This is a genomic window from Pseudonocardia sp. P1 (assembly GCF_000178675.2).
Taxonomy (GTDB): Bacteria; Actinomycetota; Actinomycetes; order Mycobacteriales; family Pseudonocardiaceae; genus Pseudonocardia.
On record NZ_ADUJ02000001.1, the window covers coordinates 4,450,243 to 4,471,352 of the forward strand.

Here is a 21,110-nt window from a genome sequence, read left to right on the forward strand (position 1 = left end):
CGAGGTGGCCAGGAGAGCGGGACGGCAGGTGGCCGCCGAGCAGTACTACGAGGCGGCCATGTCGATCCTCGCGCGGGACGGGGCCGCCGGGCTCAAGATCGGCCCGCTGTGCCGGTCGCTCGGCGTCACGAGCGGCTCGTTCTACCACCACTTCGGTGGCTGGGCGGGATTCGTCCGCGGCCTGCTGCGGTACTGGGAGGCCGAGCAGACCGAGCGGGTGGTCGAGCTGGCCAGGGCCACCGCGGACCCGGTCGAGCGGATGCTGGTGGTGAAGCGGCTGACGGTCGACCTCCGGCACGACGCCGAGGCGGCCATCCGCGCGTGGTCGCAGATCGACGCCGAGGTGGGCCGGGCCCAGTCCCGGGTCGACGTGCAGCGACGGATCGCGCTCGAGCAGGTCGTCGGCGCCGTCGTCGAGGACCGCTCGGAGGCGCACCGTCTCGCCGTCCTCGGCATCTCGCTGATGGCCGGCTTCCAGCAGACGTGCGACCCCCGTGACCGGGACCTGCTCCGGGTGCTGTTCGACGATTTCCAGCGCCTGATCCTCACGTACGCGCCCGAACATCTCCGGCCCGTGACGCCTCCGATCGGGTGATCATCCGGCCGGGTGTCCCGGCCGGTGCGGAACGGGGCGATCGGTGACGATCAGGCCGTTCGGACCAGTCCGATGGGCGTCGGAGAGCAACTGTTACCCACGGTCCGCTACATCGGTGACCAAAGATTGACGCACCGTCACCATAACGTAGAGCACGTTATGGAAACTGGCCGGACGGCTGGGGTACCTCCGAGTAACCCGGTGCCGTCCGTCTCGTTGTGCCGTTCAGCACCGAAGAGTGGCCCGCGCTCCCCGCGTACCCGGGCCCCCGGTGCGGACCGACGGTCGATTGCGCGAGGAGGCGACACGTGGCCGGTGTCGAGGTGAAGGTCGAGGGGCTGACCAAGTCCTTCGGTCGGGCCAACATCTGGTCGGACGTGACGCTGACCCTGCCCCCGGGCGAGGTGTCGGTGCTGCTGGGCCCGTCGGGTACCGGCAAGTCGGTGTTCCTGAAGACCCTGATCGGGCTGCTCAAGCCGGAGAAGGGGTCGATCATGATCCACGACACCGACCTCGTCCGATGCACGGAGTCGAAGCTCTACGAGATCCGGAAGCTGTTCGGGGTGCTGTTCCAGGACGGCGCGCTGTTCGGGTCGATGAACCTGTTCGACAACATCGCTTTCCCGCTGCGCGAGCACACGAAGAAGTCCGAGGCCCAGGTCCGCGACATCGTGCTGGAGAAGATGGACCTGGTCGGCCTGCGCGGCGACGAGGGCAAGCTGCCGGGTGAGATCTCCGGCGGGATGCGCAAGCGGGCCGGGCTGGCCCGGGCGCTGGTGCTGGAGCCGGAGATCATCCTGTTCGACGAGCCGGACTCGGGTCTGGACCCGGTGCGCACGGCGTACCTGAACCAGCTGATCATCGATCTGAACGCGCAGACGGACTCGACGTTCCTGATCGTCACCCACGACATCAACACCGCGCAGACGGTGCCGGACAACATCGGGCTGCTGTACCGCAAGCACCTGGCGATGTTCGGTCCGCGGGAGGTCCTGCTGACCTCGGAGGAGCCGGTGGTCGCGCAGTTCCTCAACGGCCGCCGTGAGGGGCCGATCGGGATGTCGGAGGAGAAGGACGCCGGTCAGGCGGAACGGGAGATGGCCGAGGCGGGGGAGCTGCAGGGCCTGCCGCCGCTCAAGCCGCAGCTCGAGGCGTCGTCGGGGATGCCCGACCGGCAGGCGGTGCACCGTCGCCGGGAGCGGGTCGAGGCGATGCTGCACGAGCTGCCCGAGCCCGCCCAGCGGGCGATCCGGGAGTCCTACGGGGCCGCAGGCGGGTCCGGCCACGCCCGCCCCGACCTCCCCGCGAACGACGGCACGACCCGCGAGGTCGCACGTGACGGCGCCGGGTCCGACGAGCGGCCCACCGACATCCACCCGCGGATCACCGACGACACCACGCCGCCCGGGCGGCACCAGCTCTCCGGCGGCGACCGGTGACCGCGCCCAGCCCCGTCACCCGGGTCCTCTCCCCGGTCGGGAAGTTCATCGGCCTCGGCGCCGAGATCGGGAAGCAGTCGCTGCGGCGCCCGTTCCAGCTCCGCGAGCTGATCGAGCAGACCTGGTTCGTCACCAAGGTCTCGGCTCTCCCGACCGCGCTGTTCACGATCCCGTTCGGCGCGACGATCGCGCTGCTGCTGGGCGAGCTCACCCGCCAGTTCGGTGCGCAGTCGCAGACCGGTGCCGGTGCGGTGCTCGCGATCGTCCAGCAGGCGGCGCCGATCGTCACGGCGCTGCTGATCTCCGGTGCGGGCGGCAGCGCGGTCTGCGCGGACCTCGGGGCGCGGACCATCCGCGAGGAGATCGCGGCGATGGAGGTGCTCGGCATCTCGCCGATCCAGCGCCTCGTCGTGCCGCGGGTGCTCGCCATGGGCATCACCGCGGTGGTGCTCAACGGCCTGGCGACCTGCGTCGGCGTGAGCGGCGGCTACTTCTTCAACGTGATCATCCAGGGCGGTTCGCCCGGGGCCTACATCAGCAGCTTCTCGGCGATCGCCCAGGTCTCGGACATCGTCGTCTCGGAGATCAAGGCGTTCCTGTTCGGGATCGTGGCCGGCGTCGTCGCGGCCTACCGCGGGCTGAACCCGCCCCCCGGCGCGAAGGGCGTGGGCGACGCGGTGAACCAGGCCGTCGTCATCTCGTTCGTGCTGGTCTTCCTGATCAACCTCGTGCTCACCGCCCTGTACCTCGAGCTCGTCCCGCCGAAGGGCTTCTGACATGGCCACACAACTGGGCACGCGGGCCCGCCGGCTGGCGCAGGCACCGCTGAACCAGCTCGAAGAGCTGGGCGACCAGCTCTCGCTGTACACCCGGTCGATCGTCTGGATCCCGAAGACGCTCAAGGACTACCGCAAGGAGGTCGCCCGGCTGCTGGCCGAGGTCTCCTTCGGGTCCGGTGCGCTGATCGTCATCCTGGGCACGGTCGGCGTGATGGCGTCGCTGTCGCTGTTCGTCGGCTCGCTGGTCGGCCTGCAGGGCTTCCGGGCGCTCGACGCGCTCGGCGTCGAGGCCCTGACCGGCTTCATCACCGCCTACTTCAACACCCGGTCGATCGCGCCGCTGGTCGCCGCGTCGGCGCTGACGGCGACGCTGGGCGCCGGCTTCACCGCGCAGCTCGGCGCGATGCGGATCTCCGAGGAGATCGACGCGCTGGAGGTCATGGCGGTGCCCTCGGTGCCGTACCTGGTCACCACCCGGGTGATCGCGGGCATCGTCGCGATCATCCCGATCTACACGCTGGGCCTGCTCGCGAGCTACGCCGCCGCCCGGCTGAACGTCACGCTGGTCAACGGACTGTCCGGTGGTACCTACGACCACTACTTCGACCTGTTCCTGCCGGTCAGCGACGTGCTGCTGTCGTACCTGAAGGTGATCGTCTTCGCGACGGTGATCATCCTGATCCACTGTCACTACGGCTACGCGGCCAAGGGCGGCCCGGCGGGCGTCGGCGTCGCGGTCGGGCGTGCGGTGCGGCTGTCCATCGTGAGCACCGCGATCCTGGACTTCTTCCTCACGCTGGTCATGTTCGGCACCTCGACCTCGGTGCGGGTGGCCGGATGAGGTCCCCCAAGCGAGTCCTCCAGGGCCTGGCGTTCGTCACCGTCATCGTGGTGCTGCTCGGCCTCGCCGTCGCGCAGTACTCGGGCCTGTTCTCCTCCGGCGTCCCGGTGACCCTCAACGTCGCCCGGGTCGGCACCCAGATGCAGGAGCGCGCCGACGTCAAGGTGCGCGGGCTCATCGTCGGCGAGGTCGACCAGGTCACCTCGGACGGGCAGACGACCAGCATCGAGATGTCGATGAACCCGGCGCTGATCGACCAGATCCCGGAGAACGTCCAGGCGCAGCTGCTGCCGAAGACGCTGTTCGGCGAGAAGTTCGTGTCCCTGGTCCCGCCGCAGGCCCCGGCGACGACGCGCCTCACCGCGGGCGACGTGATCCCCGAGGACCGCAGCCAGGGCGCGATCGAGGTCGAGCGGGTGCTCGACGAGCTCCTCCCGCTGCTGCAGACCGTCCGCCCGCAGGACCTGGCGACCACGCTGAGCTCGCTGTCCCAGGCGCTGCAGGGCCGTGGTGACCAGCTGGGACAGACGCTGACCCAGCTCAACACGCTGGTCGAGGGCCTGAACCCGGCGGTGCCGGACCTGCAGGAGGACATCCGCCAGCTCGCGACGTTCTCGGACAACCTGAACACCGCGGCACCGGACCTGCTCGACGCGCTCGACGACCTCACCGTCACGAGCCGGACGATCGTCGAGAAGCGCGAGGGGCTGCGGAACCTGTACCGCTCCGTCACCGGCGCGTCCGACGACCTGCGGGCCTTCCTCGACGCCAACGGCGACAACATCATCGGCGTCTCGAGCGCCAGCAGGCCCACGCTGGAGACCCTGGCCCGGTACTCGCCCGAGTTCCCGTGCCTGACCCGCCAGCTCGTCGACCTGGTCCCGAAGATCAACGACGCGTTCCGGCCGGGCACCGACCGGGTCGGCCTCAACATCACGCTGGAGATCGTCGCCAGCAAGGGCAAGTACCTGCCGAACCAGGACGAGCCCGAGTACGGCGACGACCGCGGCCCGCGCTGCTACCCGATCCCGGTCCCGGAGGGCACCCAGTACCCGCCGGACGGCCCGTTCCGTGACGGCTCGGTGCCCGGCCCCGGCCCGGCAGGCCAGCCGATGGGCAACCCGGAGGACTTCGGCGTCGACACCTTCGGCACCTACGACGGCACCGACAGCTTCGGCCTGGTCCAGGACCAGAGCGCGCAGAACGGCGCCGGGATCCTGCCCCCGCTGACGACGGCGCTCGGGCAGGCCGGCATCCAGCCGAGCTCGCACACCGGCGGTGAGCACCAGTCCGGCGCCGTCGACATGGGCGTCGCCAACTCACCCGGCGAGCAGCAGGTCGTCGCACAGCTGCTGGCCGCGCAGCAGGGTGGCTCCCCGGAGGCCGTCCCGGCGTGGAGCAGCACGATGGTCGGCCCGCTGCTGCGCGGGGCGGAGGTGACGCTGACGTGAGCAGGCTCCCGCTCTCCCCGCTGATCAAGTTCCTGGTGTTCGCGCTGGTCACGGCGCTCGGGACCACGGTCCTGGGTCTGACGATCGCGAACGCCCGTGGCGGCGACACCACCGAGTACACGGCGCGGTTCACCGACGCGACCGGCCTCCTGGCCGGCGACGACGTCCGGATCGCCGGCGTCGTCGTCGGGTCGGTGAAGGACGTCCGCATCGTCGACCGGCGCGTCGCCGAGGTCGAGTTCGACGTGAACTCGTCCACGCAGCTGCCCGCGTCCACCAACGCGGCGCTCAAGTACAAGAACCTCATCGGGCAGCGCTACCTGGCGCTCGACCAGGGCGCGGGCCCGACCGGTGAGACGCTGCCCGCCGACGGCCAGATCCCGCTGGAGCGCACCCGGCCCGCGGTCAACCTGACCGTGCTGTTCAACGGCTTCCAGCCGCTGTTCCAGGGACTCGACCCGGACCAGATCAACAAGCTGTCGATGGAGATCGTCCAGGTCCTGCAGGGCGAGGGCGGCACCGTGCAGTCGCTGCTCGCGTCGACGTCGTCGCTGACGAACTCCGTCGCCGACCGCGACCAGGTGATCGGGCAGGTCATCGACAACCTGAACCTGACCCTGCAGACGGTCAACGACAACGACCAGGGGCTCAACGAGCTGATCAGCTCGCTGCAGGCCGTGGTGTCGGGACTCGCCCAGGACCGTGAGCCGATCGGTAACGCGATCGAGTCCATCGGCACGCTGACCCAGGTCACCGGGTCGTTCGTGGAGGACGCGCGGCCCGCGCTGCGCGACGACATCCGCAACCTCGGCGACCTGGCCACCCAGCTCGACCAGGGCCGGCCCGCGATCGAGCGGTTCCTGGAGTACGCGCCGTTCAAGCTGAACCGGATCGCCCGGGTCGGCTCCTACGGCAGCTGGTTCAACTTCTACCTGTGCGGCCTCGACGGGAACATCGGCGTCTCGCCGATCCTCCCGCCGACCTCACTGGAGGACCTCGGCCTGGGCGGGCTGGCGCAGAACCCCGAGCGCCGCTGCGGCCCGGACCCGTCCGGGCTCGGCCCGGGCGGTACCGGCCCGACCGACGGCTCGTCGCCCGGCGGCCCGGACGACCGGGCGCAGAAGCCCGAGGACAACCCGCTGATGCGCGACCCGAACACCGAGTCGCTGGAGCAGCTGGCGAACCCGGCCGGGCAGGGCGTCGACTCCAGCGGCGACCCGACCGCCGCGCTGCAGCCGGGAGGCAACTGATGGCACAGGTGGGGCAGAAGCGGCCCGTCCTGGTCGCCACGATCGGCCTCGTGACCGTCGTGGCGCTGACCCTGGCCGCGTTCAACTACGAGGCGCTGTTCTCCGGGGCGACCCGCTACACCGCGGAGTTCCCGGAGGCCGCCGGCCTGCAGGCGAACGACCGGGTCACGGTCGCCGGCGTCGAGGCGGGCCGGGTGCAGAGCGTCGAGCTCGAGGGCGACCACGTGAAGGTCGACTTCAGCGTCGAGGAGGCCTGGGTCGGCAACCGGACGACGGCGTCGATCGAGATCGCGACGCTGCTCGGCTCGAAGTTCCTGGCCCTCGACCCGCGCGGCGACGCCGAGCAGGACCCGGACGCGCCGATCGGGCGGGACCGCACCAAGTCCCCGTTCGACGTCGTGGACGCGTTCAACGGGCTGTCGGGCACCATCGACCAGCTCGACACCGACCAGCTGGCGACGAGCCTGACCACGCTCTCGGACACCTTCCGGGAGACGCCGCCGGAGATCCGCGGGGCGCTGGACGGGCTGTCCCGGCTCTCGAACACGATCTCCAGCCGGGACGGCCAGCTCAAGCAGCTGCTCGCCAACACCCGGCAGCTCTCGACCACGCTGGCCGACCGGCGGGGCGACGTCGTCAAGCTCGTCGACGACGGCAACCTCCTGCTCGGCGAGCTGCAGCAGCGCAAGGACGCCATCGCGAACCTGCTCGACGGCGTGCAGAAGCTGTCGGTGCAGCTGCGCGGGCTGGTGGGCGACAACCAGGAGCAGCTGCGGCCGGCGCTGGAGACCGTGGACAAGGTGCTGGCGGTGCTCGAGGAGAACCGCGACAACCTCGGCGAGATCCTGGACAAGGAAGCGGTGTTCGTCCGCGTGTTCGGCAACGCCCTCGGCAACGGCCGCTGGTTCGACAACTACGTCTGCGGGCTCGTCCCGCCGGCCGTCCCGCTGGGGGGTGACTGCTGATGGGTTCCTGGGCCAACGACCGGCGCGCGCTGCAGTTCGGTGCCCTGGTCGCCGTCGTCGCCGTGCTGGCGGCGAGCGCGATCTGGCTGATCACCTCCGGTGGCGGCCGCCCGGTCACCGCGTACTTCACCAGCGCCGCGGCGCTGTTCGAGGACAACGACGTGCGGGTGCTCGGCGTCCCGGTCGGGAAGATCGAGAAGATCACCCCCGAGGGCGACCGGGTGCGGGTCGACATGACCATCACCGACGACGACGTGACCCTCCCGGCCGACGTCAAGGCCGCGGTGGTCTCGCCCAGCCTCGTCACCGGCCGGTACGTCCAGCTGACGCCGGTCTACACCGGTGGACCCGAGTGGAACGGCGAGCCGATCCCGCTGGAGCGCACCGCGTTCCCGCTGGGCGTGGACGACCTGACCCGGACCGCCACCGAGCTGTCCCGGGCACTCGGCCCGCAGGGCGCCAACGCGAACGGTGCGCTGAACGACACGCTCGACGTCGCCGCGCAGAACCTCGACGGCAACGGCCGTGCCCTCAACGACACCATCCGCAACCTCGGCGGGCTCTCGACGACGCTGAACGGCTCCAGCGAGGACCTGTTCGGCACCGTCACCGAGCTGCAGAAGTTCGTCGCCACGCTGAAGGAGAACGACCCCGGCGTGCGGGAGCTCAACGGCAAGCTCGCCGACGTGACCGGGTTCCTCGCGGGCCAGCGCGGCGAGCTGGGCGGCGCCCTCAACGAGCTGTCCTACGCGCTCGGGGACGTCGCGGGCTTCGTCCAGGACAACCGCGGCGCGCTCAAGTCCAACGTGGACAAGCTCGCGAACGTGTCGCAGGAGGTCGTGGACCACCAGCGGGCGCTGGCCGAGATCGCGGACACCGCCCCGGCGGCACTGGGCAACCTGGCGAACATCTACAACGGATCGTCGGAGACCCTGGACACCCGGGCGAACATCAACGAGCTGGCGTACCCGCTGCCGGTCGCGATCTGCGAGATCCTCCGCCGCGGAGCGGGCACGCTCCCCACGGAGGGACCGCAGGCCGGAGCCGGAGCGCTGTGTGACGGCCTGCAGCCGATCCTCGACGGCGCGGTCCCGCTGCCCACGCCGCAGGAGATCATCACCCAGCTCCAGCAGGGCGTGACGCCGTCCAACCCGGCGCTGCCCCAGCTGCTGCCCGGCTCGCCGCTCTCCCTGACCGACCCGGGTTCGCAGCTGCGGGCCCCGGGCGCCCCGGCGCCGTCCGCCCCGGAGGCCCCGGCCCCGGAGGCCCCGGCCCCCGGTAGCGCCCCGCCCGCCGTTCCGGCACCGACGTCCGGCCCCCAGGCCACGCCGACGCCGGTACCCGAGCCGGAGGAGCGCGGCGGCGGCCTGTTCGGCGGACTCTTCGGAGGTGGATCGTGATCGGCACGACCGGCCGGATCGGTCGCGCCGCCGCCCTGCTGACCGCCGTGGCGATCGGTGCGAGCGGCTGCGGCGTGGTCGACGGCGGCCTGCGGGGCATCCCGCTGCCCGGTGGCGCGAGCCTCGGCGACGACCCCTACCGGGTGCAGATCGAGTTCCCGGACGTCGTGGACCTCGTCCCGCAGTCGATCGTGCGCTACGGCGACGTCCCGATCGGGACGGTCGAGAGCGTCGACGTGGAGCCGGCCTCCTGGAACGCGCTCGTCACGATCGACGTCAACCGCGACGTCGAGCTGCCGGCGAACTCGACCGCCCGGGTGCGGACGACGTCGCTGCTCGGCGAGAAGTTCGTGTCCCTGGACCGTCCGCAGGGTCCCGCCGAGGGCTCGCTGGCCCAGGCCGGGCGGATCCCGCTGCAGTCCTCCGGCCGGGCGGCCGAGGTCGAGGAGGTGCTCGGCGCGCTGTCGATGCTGCTCAACGGTGGCGGCGTCGCGCAGATCCGGACGATCTCCACCGAGCTCAACAACGCGCTCTCCGGACGCGAGCCGGAGATCCGGGCCCTGCTCGGCAACCTCGACCAGCTGGTCGGGTCGCTGGACCAGAGCAAGGACGACATCAACCGCGCGCTCGACGGCCTCAACCGGCTGTCGGCGACGCTGGCCGAGCGCCGTCCGCAGATCCAGAACGCCCTGCAGAACATCAGCCCCGGGCTGCGCGAGCTGGAGGCGCAGCGGACCCAGCTGGTCGGGATGCTGCAGGCGCTCGACCGGCTGTCCGGCGTCGCGACGAACGTCGTGAACCGCTCCCGCGACGACCTCCTCGCCGATCTCGAGGCGCTGCGACCGGTCCTGCGCAACCTCGCCGACTCCGGGCAGAACCTGCCGGACTCGCTCGAGCTGCTGCTGACGATCCCCTTCACCGACGCGGCCACCGACGCCGTCGCCGGCGACTACGCGAACCTCTACGTGACGGTCGACGCCGACCTGGGGAACATCCTGCAGAACATCCTGAACTCCCGGCAGCTGGGACTCCCGCTGCCGCTGGACCAGCTCCAGCAGCTGCCGCCGACGGCCCAGCTGCTCACCCCGCTGCTCGGCGGGGACGCGCCGGCCACCCCGCCTGCCCCCGGCGTCCCGCAGCTGCCGCTGCTCGGGCCGGAGCAGGAGACCCCGGCACCGGCGCCCCCCGCGGAGGGCGCACCCGGGACCCCGGCGCCGTCCGGAACGGCACCGGCGACCCCGACCCCGACCCCGGCGCCCGAGTCCGGTGACTCCGGCGGTGGCGGTCTCCTCGGCGGACTCTTCGGAGGTGGATCGTGATCACGAAGACCGTCCGCTGGCAGCTGATCGCGCTGGCGATCGTGACGATCGTCGGTGTCGGCTACGCCGGGTTCCGCTACGCGGGCCTGGACCGGATCTTCGGGGCGACGACGTACCCGGTGACCGTGCAAATGGCCGACTCCGGCGGGATCTTCACCGGCGCCGACGTCACCTACCGCGGCGTCAGCGTCGGCCGGGTCGGCCCGCTGTCGCTGTCCCAGTCCGGCGTCGACGTCCAGCTGGACATCGCCAACGGGTCGCCGGAGATCCCGGCCGACACCCGCGCCGTCGTCGGGAACCTGTCGCCGATCGGTGAGCAGTACGTCGACCTGCAGCCCGTCGCCGACGGCGGCGAGACCCTCGCCGCCGGTGCCGTGATCCCGCAGGAGCGCACCCAGGCCCCGGTCGGGATCAACACCTTCCTGACCGAGCTCGACGGGCTCGTCTCGACGGTCCCGAAGGACTCGCTGCGCACCGTGGTGTCGGAGCTGGGCCAGGGCTTCGAGGGCACCGCGCAGCCGCTGCAGCAGCTGCTCGACACGTCCGGGCAGTTCACCCGGACCGCGACCGAGGCGCTGCCGCAGACGACGGCGCTGATCCGCGACGCGCGTCCGGTCCTGACCACCCAGAACGAGGTCGCACCGCAGTTCCAGGAGTTCAGCCGGGGGCTGCGCGAGGTCGCCGAGCAGCTGAAGCAGTCCGACCCGGACATCCGGCGGATCATCGACGACGGCCCCCGGGCCGGCGACCAGCTGAGCGGGCTGATCCGCGAGAGCGGCCCGGGTCTCGGCGAGTCGGTCGCGAACCTGCGCACCGTCAGTGAGCTGCTGGAGCCGCGCCAGGCGGGGCTGCGCCAGCTGCTGGTGACCTACCCCGGACTGGTCGCCGTGGCGCCGAACGTGGTGCCCGGCGACGGGACGGCCCACCTCGGCCTGGTGGTCAACTTCTTCGACCCGCCGGCCTGCGCCCGTGGGTACGAGGGTACGGACACCCGGGGTGGCCTGGACGTCAGCGAGGTCCCGGTGAACTCCGACGCCCGCTGCGCCGAGCCCCCCGGCAGCCCCACCAACGTGCGCGGTATGCAGAATGTCGAGAGGCCCCAGCCTCTCGAGGTGCAGGACTACTCGGGCAACTCCGGGTTCTCCGGGAACGGTGGAGACCCCGGCGCCGGTGGGACCGACGGTGGGCCCGGGACGCGGCCCAACGCCGGTTCGCTCGGCGACGACCGTCCCGAGCGGATCGCTTCGTCTGGCCTGGTCGACGACGCCGCCCAGATCCTGATGGGCGGATGAGCGCGACGGTCGCGCCCCCGGCGGGCGTGACCGGCACGACGGTCGTGCACCCCCGTGGCGCGACCGGCACGACGACCGCGGTGCCGCGGCCGCCCGCCGGGCGGCCCGGTCCCACGGCCGGCCCCACGGCCGCCCCGAGCGGCCGCCGAGCGGCTGTGCCCCCGCAGCCGGGAGGAGGAACGCTCCGCAATGGTCACCGAACTCGACGAGCGCCCGGCCGACGCCGGGGAGCCGCCGAACCCCCCGAGGGAGCCGGGACGGCTCGCCCGGATCCTGCCGATCGCGGCGATCGTCGCCGCGGTGCTGGCACTGGTCTTCGGAGCGCTCTGGCTGATCGCCCTGAACAGCGACTCGGTGCAGGTGGCGCAGGCCCGTGACGAGGCACTGCGCGACGCCCGACAGGCCGTCATCAACCTGAACACGCTGGACCACAACGACGCCCAGAAGGGCCTGGACCTGTGGATCCAGTCGTCGTCGGGCTCCGTGCGGGACGAGTTCGAGAAGAACCGTGACGCCTACGCCCAGCTCGTCACCCAGCAGAAGCGCACGACCACCGCGACCGTCGCCGACGCCGCCGTGTCCGAGGTCGACCCGCGGGCCGGGACGGCCAGGGTGCTGGCCGGCGTCGACGTGACCGTGACCCCCGAGGGCGGCCAGCCGACCGTGACCCGGCAGCGCATCGAGCTCGGCATGGTCGACACCCCGGACGGCTGGAAGGTCGACGCCCTCGAACCGCTGCTGACGCCCGGTTCCGAAGGCTGAGTCCCGCCCTCCCGGCGGCCCGCACCGGCCGCCGGCCCGCTCCCAGGTCGACCACCCCAGGAGGTCACCGCATGTCCACCCCGCGCCGCCGCCCCACGGGCGGCATCCGCAGGCCCCAGGTCGCCGGGCGGCCGCGCACCGGCCGCGCCGACGACGAGCACGACGGCGCCACCGAGACCGCCGGGCAGCAGCAGGCCGGCGTCGCCGTCGACGAGCGCTCCGACGCCCCGGTCGACGTCGCGCCGGCCGCTCCGGTCCGCACCGGTGCCGAGGAGCCCGGCGACGCGGTCACCGACGAGGCCCCCGACGCCGCCGACGCCCCCGACGGCGCCGGGGACGGGTCCACCGGGCCGGGGGACCCCGGCGGGTCCGGGACCCGCCGCCGCGGCCTCCCGCTGCCCGCCGCCCCGGCCACCGGCCGGGCGACCGCGGTGCTGCTCGCCGTCACCGTGCTGCTCACCGCGGCCGCCGCGTTCTTCGGCGTGCAGTGGTACCGCACCGAGTTCGCCGGCTCGGCGGCGAACACCGCCCTCACCGACGTCGGCGCCACGGCGGAGGTGAGCGCCCAGGTCGGCGAGGCGGTCACCAAGGTCTACTCGTTCGACTACGCCCGGCTGCAGCAGGCCGAGGCCGACGCCGCCGACGTGATCACCCCGGCCTTCCGGCCGGAGTTCGAGCGGATCTTCGGCAGCGTGCGGGACCTCGCCCCGCAGCAGCAGGCCGTCGTCACCGCGACGATCCCGAAGTCCGCGGTCGCGAGCATCGACGGCGACCGGGCCACCGTGTACGTGTTCGTCAACCAGGTCATCCGCCGTCAGGCCGACGGTGGGGCGCCGCAGGAGGGCTCGGCCGCGGCCCGGCTGCGGATCGACGCCGAGTTCGTCGACGGCCGCTGGAAGATCGGCGCCATGACCCCGGCCTGACCCCGGTCCGGACGCCGCGTCCCGCGCCCCCGTACCCCCGCCTGCCGGGGGTGCGGGGCGCTCGCGTAGGGTTGCCCTCGATCCACCGAAGACCGCAGGTCTGCGCCCCGGCTCGCCGGAGCGTCGAAGGTCCCGGAAGAACCGGGCGGCCCGCGCAGGAGGACGAGGCGATCCGGCGCGACAGCGCCCCAGTACTTTCCACGCCCCGTGCTCTGCGCACGGGGCGTTCGTCGTCTCTCGGGGTCGGTGCGGTGGCACCTGCAAGGACCAACCACCCGAGAGGAGGGCAGCGATGGCAGCACCTGACAAGGTCGCAGCGGTCGAGGAGATCACCAGCCGCTTCCGCGAGGCCAACGCCTCGGTCGTGACCGAGTACCGCGGTCTCAGCGTCGCCAAGCTGACCCAGCTGCGCCGGGACCTGGGTGCGGACGCGAAGTTCCGCGTCGCGAAGAACACGCTGGTCAAGCGCGCGGCCGCGGATGCCGGGGTGCAGGGTCTGGACGACCTGCTCGCCGGTCCGACCGCGATCACGTTCATCCAGGGCGAGGCTGTCGACGCCGCCAAGGCGCTGAAGAAGTTCGCCAAGGAGAACCCCGGCCTGTCGATCAAGGGCGGGTACATGGACGGGCGTGCCCTGTCCGTCTCCGAGATCGAGCAGCTCGCGGACCTCGAGTCCCGCGAGGTGCTGCTGGGCAAGCTGGCCGGCGCGATGAAGGCGAACCTGTCGAAGGCCGCGACGCTGTTCAGCCAGCCGGCCTCCCAGGTCGCCCGGCTCGCTCAGGGCCTGGCCGACAAGAAGGTCGAGGGCGGCGAGTCCGTCCCGGCCGAGGCCGAGGCCGCGGCCGACGGCGACTCCGCCGAGAGCTGATCACCACCCCCACCGAACGTCTTTCGTAAGAGAAAGGACCAGCCATCATGGCGAAGCTGTCCACCGACGAGCTGCTCGACGCCTTCAAGGAGCTCACCCTCCTGGAGCTCTCGGACTTCGTGAAGAAGTTCGAGGAGACCTTCGACGTCACCGCCGCCGCCCCGGTCGCCGTCGCGGCCGCCGGCGCCCCGGCCGCGGGCGACGCCCCGGCCGAGGAGGAGAAGGACGAGTTCGACGTCGTCCTCGAGTCCGCCGGTGACAAGAAGATCCAGGTCATCAAGGTCGTCCGTGAGGTCGTCTCGGGCCTGGGCCTCAAGGAGGCCAAGGACCTCGTCGAGGGTGCGCCGAAGCCGCTCCTCGAGGGCGTCAACAAGGAGGCCGCGGACGCGGCCAAGGCCAAGCTCGAAGAGGCCGGCGCCAAGATCTCCCTCAAGTGATCTGAGCGCATGCGCCCGGAAGGGGCGGGACCCGATGCGGGTCCCGCCCCTTCTGCGTTCCCGGGGTCCTATCCCCGCGGGTCGCGGTCCCGCAGCTCCCGGCGGAGGACCTTGCCGGTCACCGTCTTGGGCACCTCGTCGAGGATCTCGACCTGCCGCGGGTACTTGTAGGCAGCCATCCGCTCCCTCGTGAACGCGACGAGCTCCTCCGGGGTCGCGCTCGTGCCCTGGCGGAACGAGACGAAGGCCTTCACCGTCTCGCCCCGGTACCGGTCCGGGACGCCGACGACGGCCGCCTCCCGCACCGCGGGGTGCTCGTAGAGCACGTCCTCCACCTCGCGCGGCCAGACCTTGTAGCCGCCCGCGTTGATCTGGTCCTTCTTCCGGTCGACGATGTAGAACCAGCCGGCCTCGTCCATGTAGCCGACGTCGCCGGTGTGCAGCTCCGGCGGCCGCGTGGGGTCGCTGTGCAGCGCCGTCGCCGTCTCCTCCGCCTTGTTCCAGTAGCCGGACACGACCTGCGGGCCGGACGTGCAGATCTCGCCGACCTCGCCCGGCGGCAGCTCGGCGCCGTCGTCGTCGAGGATCCGCACGACGGTGTTGTAGATCGGTACACCCACCGACAGCGCCCCGGACGCGGCGTCGACCGGGCCCTGCGTGCCGATCGGCGTCCCGTGCGACGGCGAGGTCGTCTCGGTGAGCCCGTAGACGTTGTGGATCCAGTGCCCGAACACCTCGTGGAACGCGGTCACCGTGGACGGCGGGATCGGCGCGCCCCCGGACGCGATCGTGGTGAGCGATGCGAGTGCGGAGCGCTCGGCGTTCGGGGCGTTCATCAGCGCGATGAACACGGTGATCGCGCCGACGGTGAAGGTGGGCCGGTGCTCACGGATCACGTCGATCCCCAGCGACGGCTCGAACCGGTGGAACAGCACCAGCGGGACGGCCAGGTACTGGGCCAGGGTGACGTGCGCGATCAGGCCGGTGATGTGGAACAGCGGTGCCACACCGAGCACCACGTCGTCGTCGCCGAGGTCGCACCAGGTGGCGTAGGCCTGGCTGTTGAACACGACGTTGCCGTGCGTGTTCATCGCTCCCTTCGGCGGCCCCGTCGTGCCCGAGGTGTAGGTCAGGAACGCGGTGTCCCCGGCCTCGAAGGACACCGCGGGCGGCACCGTCCCGCGGTGCCGCTCCAGGAACGCGCCCAGGCCGGTGACGGCGGCCCCGGACAGGTCCGGGCGGGGCGCGTCGCCGAACGCCCGGGGGTCGTCCCGGGTCTGGAAGTCCCGTTCGGAGGTCGTGAGCACGGTACGGACGCCGGTCCCCGCGACCACCCCGGCGGCGACGTCGGCGTAGAGCGACTCCAGGCACACCAGGACCGACGCCCCGGAGTCACGCAGCAGCAGGTCCAGCTCCCGCTCCCGGTTCATCGGGTTGACCGAGACGGCGACGCCGCCCGCCTTCCAGGTCCCGACGAGCCCGATCACGAACTGCGGCACGTTCTGCAGGTACATGGCGACCCGCTCACCCGCGGTGAAGCCGGCGTCGAGGAGCCCGGCCGCGAAGGCGTCGGTCAGAGCGTCGAGCTCGCGGTGGGTGACGGCGCCGTCGAAGTAGCGGATCGCGTCCCCGTCGGGGTTCCGCGCCACCGCCGCGCGGAACATCGTCAGCGCATCCGGGAAGTCCGGGGTGATGTCGTGCGGCTGCCCCTCGGCGAAGCGGGGGAGCCACGGGCGGTCCGCGTACCCCATCAGCGGATCGCGATCGGGTTCACCGGCGCGCCGGTCCCGTTGACGACCTTCAGCGGCGCGGCCGCGTACAGGAAACTCCAGCGGTTGTCGGCGGCGCAGGCGTCGGCGAGGTCGTCGAGCCAGGCGATCTCGGTGAGGGTGACGCCGAGGTTGCGCATCAGTGCGCAGTGCAGCGGCAGGGCCACCCCGGTACCCGGCTCCGTCGTCACCTCGTTCGCGATGGTGTCGGTGACGAGGTTGGGGATCTCCTTGTCCCGGAACCACTCCACGAGCTCCCGGGAGTAGGTCAGGCCGGGTTCCTTGAAGTCGGTGTAGAAGGTCTCCGGGTCGTTCAGCTCGTACCAGTACCGCATCCACCCGGTGCGGACGACGAGGACGTCGTGCGGCTCGATCTCGACCCCCTGCGCCGCCGCGGCGGCCTCGAGGTCGGTGTGGTCGAAGGTCTCGCCCTTCTCCAGCCACTGCTTCCCGCGGTGCCGGGCGACGTCGATCAGGACCCCCCGTCCGACGACACCCTTCTCGGCGATCGGGAGCACCGACGCCCGGTCCATCGCGTCGACCGTCGAGCGGGCGTCGTAGCCGTTCCAGAGCTTGCCGTCGTACCAGACGTGGCCGAGCGCGTCGTACTGCGTGGAGCCCTGCAGGAAGATCAGGGCGGTGTCGTCGGCGTAGTGCAGGCCGCCGGGGAACTGCGGCGCGTCCGCACCGTCCCAGGTGCCCTCGTCCATCACGTTCTGGCGCTTGATGCCCTCCCGGCCCGGCCACAGCGGATCGCCGGGGGAGTCGGTGCGCCCCATCTGGATCTGCAGCGTGAAGACCTCGCCGGACCGCACGTGCCGTACGCCGCGCAGGACCTCGCCGGCGTCGAGGTAGTTGAGACAGCCGAGCTCGTCGTCGGGGCCCCACCGGCCCCAGTTCGACGGTGCGTCGTCCCCGAGCAGCTCGCGCATCGAAGGGGTGTCGTCGGACATCGTCGTCCTCCCGCGTCGTCATCCGCGTCGTCATCGACCCGTGACAGATCGTTGGTGTGGCGACGACGTCGTGTCAACCATCGGGAGGAACCGCTGCGAACGGACGGCCGACGACCGGTCGTCCCGGACTTCCGACCGTTCATCGACGCTCGGGGACTTGACTCGGTGCGCCGGGCAGGTCACTCTTGGGCCACGGTGGTTGCCTGGATGCTGAAATCGGCGACCTGTCTCGACAGCTGCGTTCGCAGCGTCTATAGTCATTCTTTGCGCTGCCTGCGCCCAGGCTCTGCGCGCTCACTACCGGAAGTATCCGGGCCTGGCGGTGTGTGTCCGTCGGCCGTCGGAGAGGGTCCGGCGGAGTGGGCGCGGGGATTCTGGCGCGCACGACGGCGCCTGACAACAGACGGCGTGCGACGGGGCCGGCTGCCGGCTCACGATCCCGGGGGGACCCGATCGGATCGAGGGAGACGGTAGCGCTCGCCACCGGCGCACGCCAGACGAGAAGCGCAGTTCTCGGAAGGACGCATCTTGGCTGTCTCCCGCGCCGCCGCGACCACCTCGACCCTCTCCGCTTCGGCGAACCCGAACTACCCCGGTGCACCCACTCGGGTCACCTTCGCGAAGATCTCCGAGCCGCTGGAGGTCCCGGACCTCCTCGACCTGCAGATCCAGTCCTACGAGTGGCTCGTCGGCAGCGAGGCCTGGTTCCAGCGCCGGATCGAGGCCGGCGACGACCTCCCCGTGAGCGGTCTCGAGGAGATCCTCACCGAGATCTCCCCGATCGAGGACTTCTCCGGGTCGATGTCGCTGTCCTTCTCCGACCCCCGCTTCGACGAGGTCAAGGCCTCCGTCGAGGAGTGCCGGGACAAGGACATGACCTACGGGGCCCCGCTGTTCGTCACGGCGGAGTTCACGAACAACACCACCGGTGAGATCAAGTCCCAGACCGTGTTCATGGGTGAGTTCCCCGTGATGACGGACAAGGGCACCTTCATCATCAACGGCACCGAGCGCGTCGTCGTGTCGCAGCTCGTCCGGTCGCCGGGTGTGTACTTCGACCACTCGATCGACAAGACGACCGAGAAGGACGTCTACTCGGTCAAGATCATCCCGAGCCGGGGTGCATGGCTGGAGTTCGACGTCGACAAGCGCGACACCGTCGGTGTCCGCATCGACCGCAAGCGCCGCCAGCCGGTCACCGTGCTGCTGAAGGCGCTGGGCTGGACGGCCGAGCAGATCGGCGAGCGTTTCGGGTTCTCCGAGACGATCATGACCACGCTGGAGAAGGACAACACCGCGGGTCAGGACGAGGCGCTGCTCGACATCTACCGCAAGCTGCGCCCCGGTGAGCCGCCGACGCGCGAGAGCGCCCAGGCCCTCCTGGAGAACCTGTTCTTCAAGGACAAGCGCTACGACATGGCCAAGGTCGGGCGCTACAAGGCCAACAAGAAGCTCGGTCTGGACATCGAGAACTCGGTCGGCACGCTGACCGAGGAGGACGTCGCCACGACCATCGAGTACCTCGTCCGGCTGCACGCCGGCGAGACCACGATGTCGGTGGGCTCCGGCGACTCCGCCCGGGAGATCCCGGTCGAGACCGACGACATCGACCACTTCGGCAACCGGCGTCTGCGTACCGTCGGCGAGCTGATCCAGAACCAGGTGCGGGTCGGTCTGTCGCGCACCGAGCGGGTCGTCCGCGAGCGGATGACCACGCAGGACGTCGAGGCGATCACGCCGCAGACCCTGATCAACACCCGGCCGATCACGGCCGCGATCCGGGAGTTCTTCGGCACCTCGCAGCTGTCCCAGTTCATGGACCAGCACAACCCCCTCGCGGGCCTGACCCACAAGCGCCGCCTGTCGGCGCTCGGCCCGGGTGGTCTGTCGCGTGAGCGTGCGGGCATGGAGGTCCGTGACGTCCACCCGTCGCACTACGGCCGGATGTGCCCGATCGAGACCCCGGAGGGGCCGAACATCGGTCTGATCGGGTCGCTCGCCTCCTACGCGCGGGTCAACCCGTTCGGCTTCATCGAGACCCCGTACCGCAAGGTCACCGAGGGTGTCGTCACCGAGCAGATCGACTACCTGACCGCCGACGAGGAGGACCGCTTCGTCGTCGCCCAGGCGAACGCCCGGCTGAACGAGGACGGCTCGTTCGCCGAGGACCGGGTCCTGGTCCGCCGCAAGGGCGGCGAGGTCGACCTGATCTCGCCCACCGGCGTCGAGTACATCGACGTCTCGCCGCGCCAGATGGTGTCGGTCGCGACCGCGATGATCCCGTTCCTCGAGCACGACGACGCGAACCGCGCCCTCATGGGTGCGAACATGCAGCGTCAGTCCGTGCCGCTGCTGCGTTCCGAGTCGCCGCTGGTCGGCACCGGCATGGAGCTGCGGGCCGCGGTCGACGCCGGCGACGTCGTGGTGGCCGAGCAGGCCGGTGTGGTCGAGGAGCTGTGCGCCGACTACATCACCGTCATGGACGACGAGGGGCAGCGTCAGACCTACCGTCTGAACAAGTTCCGCCGCTCGAACCAGGGCACCTGCAACAACCAGAAGCCGATCGTCGACGAGGGCATGCGGGTCGAGGTGGGCCAGGTGCTCGCCGACGGACCGTGCACCGAGAACGGCGAGATGGCGCTGGGCAAGAACCTCCTCGTGGCGATCATGCCGTGGGAGGGCCACAACTACGAGGACGCGATCATCCTGTCGCAGCGCCTCGTCCAGGACGACGTCCTGACCTCGATCCACATCGAGGAGCACGAGGTCGACGCCCGTGACACCAAGCTGGGCGCCGAGGAGATCACCCGGGACATCCCGAACGTCTCCGAGGACGTGCTCGCCGACCTCGACGAGCGCGGCATCATCCGGATCGGTGCCGAGGTCCAGCCCGGCGACATCCTGGTCGGCAAGGTCACGCCGAAGGGCGAGACCGAGCTGACCCCGGAGGAGCGCCTGCTCCGCGCGATCTTCGGTGAGAAGGCGCGCGAGGTCCGCGACACCTCGCTGAAGGTGCCGCACGGCGAGAACGGCAAGGTCATCGGCATCCGGGTCTTCTCCCGCGACGACGACGACGAGCTGGCCCCGGGCGTCAACGAGCTGGTCCGGGTCTACGTGGCCCAGAAGCGCAAGATCTCCGACGGTGACAAGCTCGCCGGCCGCCACGGCAACAAGGGCGTCATCGGCAAGATCCTTCCGGCCGAGGACATGCCGTTCCTCCCGGACGGCACGCCGGTCGACATCATCCTGAACACCCACGGTGTGCCGCGTCGTATGAACATCGGCCAGATCCTGGAGACCCACCTCGGGTGGATCGCCAAGACCGGCTGGGAGATCGAGGGGCAGCCCGAATGGGCGTCCCGGATGCCCGAGGAGCTCTACTCGGTGCCCGCCGACACGAAGACCGCGACGCCGGTCTTCGACGGTGCGCGCGAGCACGAGATCACCGGGCTGCTCGGCAGCACCCTCCCGAACCGCGACGGTGAGCGGATGGTGCAGCCGGACGGCAAGGCCCAGCTGCTCGACGGGCGCTCCGGCGAGCCGTACCCGTTCCCGGTCGCGGTCGGCTACATGTACATCCTGAAGCTGGCGCACCTGGTGGACGACAAGATCCACGCCCGGTCGACCGGCCCGTACTCGATGATCACCCAGCAGCCGCTGGGCGGTAAGGCACAGTTCGGTGGTCAGCGCTTCGGTGAGATGGAGTGCTGGGCGATGCAGGCGTACGGCGCGGCCTACACCCTGCAGGAGCTGCTGACGATCAAGTCCGACGACGTCGTGGGCCGCGTGAAGGTCTACGAGGCGATCGTCAAGGGCGAGAACATCCCGGAGCCGGGGATCCCCGAGTCGTTCAAGGTGCTCCTCAAGGAGCTGCAGTCCCTCTGCCTGAACGTCGAGGTGCTCTCCAGCGACGGCGCGGCGATCGAGATGCGGGACGCCGACGACGAGGACCTCGAGCGTGCCGCCGCGAACCTGGGCATCAACCTGTCCAGCCGCCCGGGCTCGGAGTCGATGACCGTCGACGACGTCGTCAACTGACCCCGCCGTAGACCGACTCAGCCGAGATA

The 21,110-nt window shown here is 71.0% G+C and carries 16 protein-coding genes and 1 pseudogene; 15 read left to right on the forward strand and 2 right to left on the reverse strand.

Annotated features, from left to right (window positions below; translation table 11 throughout):
- Positions 1-28 precede the first annotated feature (28 nt).
- The 14 genes and pseudogenes from PP1_RS20530 (at position 29) to rplL (ending at position 14,321) form a co-directional block, all read left to right on the forward strand.
- Positions 29-595 (forward strand): TetR/AcrR family transcriptional regulator, encoded by a 567-nt coding sequence (locus PP1_RS20530; protein ID WP_010243246.1) that lies wholly within the window; start codon positions 29-31, stop codon positions 593-595.
- A 308-nt stretch (positions 596-903) separates the two neighbouring features.
- Positions 904-2,034: an ABC transporter ATP-binding protein gene (locus tag PP1_RS20535; protein WP_010243247.1), complete on the forward strand. Its 1,131-nt coding sequence runs from the start codon at positions 904-906 to the stop codon at positions 2,032-2,034.
- Complete coding sequence (locus PP1_RS20540) at positions 2,031-2,810, forward strand: MlaE family ABC transporter permease (protein ID WP_010243249.1); 780 nt, start codon at positions 2,031-2,033, stop codon at positions 2,808-2,810. Before PP1_RS20535 ends, PP1_RS20540 begins: the two co-directional genes overlap by 4 nt.
- A gap of 1 nt (position 2,811) precedes the next feature.
- A complete protein-coding gene (locus tag PP1_RS20545; RefSeq protein ID WP_010243254.1) occupies positions 2,812-3,654 on the forward strand; it encodes an MlaE family ABC transporter permease in 843 nt (280 codons plus the stop codon).
- Entirely contained in the window at positions 3,651-5,105 is a 1,455-nt protein-coding gene (locus PP1_RS20550) for an MCE family protein (RefSeq protein WP_010243256.1), read from the forward strand. The genes PP1_RS20545 and PP1_RS20550 overlap by 4 nt, the downstream gene beginning before the upstream one ends.
- A pseudogene (locus tag PP1_RS20555) lies at positions 5,102-6,094 on the forward strand (MCE family protein); the annotation flags it as partial. The gene PP1_RS20550 and the pseudogene PP1_RS20555, both read left to right, overlap by 4 nt.
- Before the next feature lie 260 nt (positions 6,095-6,354).
- A complete protein-coding gene (locus PP1_RS20560) occupies positions 6,355-7,320 on the forward strand; it encodes an MCE family protein (protein WP_010243260.1) in 966 nt (321 codons plus the stop codon).
- Positions 7,320-8,720 (forward strand): MCE family protein, encoded by a 1,401-nt coding sequence (locus PP1_RS20565; RefSeq protein WP_075314731.1) that lies wholly within the window; start codon positions 7,320-7,322, stop codon positions 8,718-8,720. Before PP1_RS20560 ends, PP1_RS20565 begins: the two co-directional genes overlap by 1 nt.
- Positions 8,717-10,039 carry an MCE family protein gene (locus PP1_RS20570; protein ID WP_010225958.1) on the forward strand — a complete coding sequence of 441 codons (1,323 nt, stop codon included), beginning with the start codon at positions 8,717-8,719 and terminating at the stop codon, positions 10,037-10,039. The genes PP1_RS20565 and PP1_RS20570 overlap by 4 nt, the downstream gene beginning before the upstream one ends.
- Positions 10,036-11,331: an MCE family protein gene (locus PP1_RS20575; protein ID WP_010225957.1), complete on the forward strand. Its 1,296-nt coding sequence runs from the start codon at positions 10,036-10,038 to the stop codon at positions 11,329-11,331. Before PP1_RS20570 ends, PP1_RS20575 begins: the two co-directional genes overlap by 4 nt.
- Before the next feature lie 189 nt (positions 11,332-11,520).
- Positions 11,521-12,093 carry a hypothetical protein gene (locus PP1_RS20580; RefSeq protein ID WP_083680089.1) on the forward strand — a complete coding sequence of 191 codons (573 nt, stop codon included), beginning with the start codon at positions 11,521-11,523 and terminating at the stop codon, positions 12,091-12,093.
- A 71-nt stretch (positions 12,094-12,164) separates the two neighbouring features.
- Positions 12,165-13,016 carry a hypothetical protein gene (locus PP1_RS20585; protein ID WP_083697243.1) on the forward strand — a complete coding sequence of 284 codons (852 nt, stop codon included), beginning with the start codon at positions 12,165-12,167 and terminating at the stop codon, positions 13,014-13,016.
- A 292-nt stretch (positions 13,017-13,308) separates the two neighbouring features.
- Complete coding sequence (rplJ, locus tag PP1_RS20590; protein ID WP_010232384.1) at positions 13,309-13,884, forward strand: 50S ribosomal protein L10; 576 nt, start codon at positions 13,309-13,311, stop codon at positions 13,882-13,884.
- Between the two features lie 47 nt (positions 13,885-13,931).
- On the forward strand, positions 13,932-14,321 hold the full coding sequence (gene rplL / locus PP1_RS20595; protein ID WP_010232383.1) for a 50S ribosomal protein L7/L12: 390 nt from the start codon (positions 13,932-13,934) through the stop codon (positions 14,319-14,321).
- Positions 14,322-14,389: 68 nt separating this feature from the next.
- On the opposite strand, the gene PP1_RS20600 is transcribed toward rplL, so the two are convergent.
- Positions 14,390-16,072, reverse strand: a complete 1,683-nt coding sequence (locus PP1_RS20600) for an AMP-binding protein (protein WP_010232382.1) — start codon at positions 16,070-16,072, stop codon at positions 14,390-14,392.
- Positions 16,072-17,043 (reverse strand): cyclase family protein, encoded by a 972-nt coding sequence (locus tag PP1_RS20605; protein WP_010232381.1) that lies wholly within the window; start codon positions 17,041-17,043, stop codon positions 16,072-16,074. The genes PP1_RS20600 and PP1_RS20605 overlap by 1 nt, the downstream gene beginning before the upstream one ends.
- Positions 17,044-17,571: 528 nt before the next feature.
- Between PP1_RS20605 and rpoB the strand changes: the two genes are divergently transcribed.
- Entirely contained in the window at positions 17,572-21,081 is a 3,510-nt protein-coding gene (gene rpoB, locus PP1_RS20610) for a DNA-directed RNA polymerase subunit beta (protein WP_010232380.1), read from the forward strand.
- Positions 21,082-21,110 lie beyond the last annotated feature (29 nt).